This is a genomic window from Conexibacter stalactiti, assembly GCF_033542075.1.
GTDB classification, from domain to species: Bacteria; Actinomycetota; Thermoleophilia; order Solirubrobacterales; family Solirubrobacteraceae; genus Conexibacter; species Conexibacter stalactiti.
The window spans coordinates 1-1822 of the sequence record NZ_JAWSTH010000216.1; the positions used below are offsets into that span (position 1 = coordinate 1).

A 1822-nucleotide genomic window follows, 5' to 3' on the forward strand; every position below is an offset into this window, starting at 1 on the left:
CTCGCAGCGCGGCGTCAGGCGCCGGCGCGCGCGGCCGCGGTGCGCAGCGCTGCGCGGGCGTCGGCCGCGAGCCGGCCGACCAGCTCGCCGGCCGGTACGGACTCGGCCAGCTCGTGGGCCTGACCGGCCCACAGGTTGATCGCGTCGGCGTCACCGCGCTCGCGGGCGGCGGCGCGCAGCGGCGCGGTCAGGTGGTGGACCTCTGGGTAGGCGCGCGGCGCCTCGCCGTCGTGCTCGCGCAGGAAGCGGTTGACGATCCCGCGCGCGGTTCGGCCGCTGAAGGCCCGCGTCAACGCGGTCCGCTCCGGGCTCGCGAGCGCGGCGCGGTGAGGCGCCGAGGTGCCGGCCTCCGGCGTCAGCATGAAGGCGCTGCCGAGCTGCGCGGCGTGAGCGCCGGCCGCCAGCGCGGCCGCGACGCCGGCGCCATTCATGATCCCGCCGGCGGCGACGAGCGGCAGCGCCGGCGCGCTCACTGCGACGAGCTGCAGCAGCGCGAGCAGGCCGATCTCCGCGGGCGCGGCGTCGTCGAAGGTGCCGCGGTGGCCGCCGGCTTCGGCGCCCTGGACGACGAGCGCGTCGACGCCAGCCGCAGCCGCTGCGCGTGCCTCGGCCGGCGTCGTCACCGTCTGCCACACCGCGATCCCCTCGTCCCGCAACGCCTCGACGACCTCGTCGGCGGGCACCGCGAAGGTGAACGAGACGACCGCTGGGCGGGCGCGCCGCAGCAGCTCGACCTTCTCGCCGAAGTGGTCGTCGTCGAAGCGCGGCGTGCCGAGCGCGACGCCGAGCCGAGCGCTCTCGTCGCACAGCGCGGAGGCGTAGCGCTCGACCGCGGCGGGTGCGGCCGGTTCGCCGCCCACCGCGAACACGTTGACGCCGACAGGGGCGCTCGTGCGCGCGCGCACCTGCCCCAGCTCGGCCGCGACCGCCTCCGGCGCCTTGTAACCGGCCGCGAGGAAGCCCAGTCCCCCGGCAGCCGAGACGGCCGCGGCGAGCGCCGCGGTCGACGGGCCGCCGGCGAGCGGCGCCTGGACGATCGGATGAGCCAGCCGGTCGAGCGCGAACCGTGTCACGACGGAGAAGGTAGCCGAGCGCGCCCGCGCCTGTTGACGGCGCTGCGCGCGAGCCGCCCCGGTCGCCGCCCGCACGAGCCTCACGCGACGAACGCGGTCAGCAGCGCCGCGCCGACGAGCAGCAGCACCGACGGGACGAGCAGCAGCGCGACGACGAGCTGGATCTTCGGTGCGGCGCGCGCGGCCTGCTCGTCGAGCCGGCGCGCCCGCGCGGCGCGCGCCTCGCGCGCCTGCGCGAGCAGCGCGTCGCCGAGCGGGGCGCCGTGGCGTGCCGCCCGGTCGAGCGTGCGGACCAGGGCGGCGACGCCCGGTGCCGGGCAGCGCTCGGCGAGCGCTGCCAGCGCGTGCTCGCGCGGGACGCCCAGCTCAACGTGCGACGCCACCGTCCGCCACTCGTGCGCGAGCAACCCGGTCGCACGGTGCGCGACCTCGCCGATCGCACGCTCCAGCGGCAGGCCGGCGCCGAGCGCGACGCGCAGGAGGTCGAGCAGGTCGGGCAGCTCGGTTTCCATCTCGCGCCCACGCGCACGCGCGCGACGGCGCAGCCACAGGTCGGGCGCGAGGAAGGCTGCGGTCGGCAGCGCGATCGGCACCACCAGCGCCAACCGCCCCGGCAGCAGCGCGCCGAGCGGCAGCGCCAGCGCCAGGCCGAGCGCGGCGGCGCCGGCCTTCGCCGCCATCACGTCGCCGACCCGCAAGCCGAGCGGCCGGCCGGCCGCCTCCAGCCGCGCGCGCAGGTCGCCGGGCGG

At 78.8% G+C, this 1822-nt stretch carries 2 protein-coding genes; both read right to left on the reverse strand.

Features of this window, described 5'->3' with window-relative positions:
- Nucleotides 1-14: 14 nt before the first annotated feature.
- On the reverse strand, nt 15-1073 hold the full coding sequence (locus R7226_RS31375; RefSeq protein WP_318601501.1) for a nitronate monooxygenase: 1059 nt from the start codon (nt 1071-1073) through the stop codon (nt 15-17).
- Between the two features lie 80 nt (nt 1074-1153).
- Nucleotides 1154-1822: type II secretion system F family protein (locus R7226_RS31380; protein WP_318601502.1), on the reverse strand; the 669-nt coding region annotated here is incomplete at its 5' end.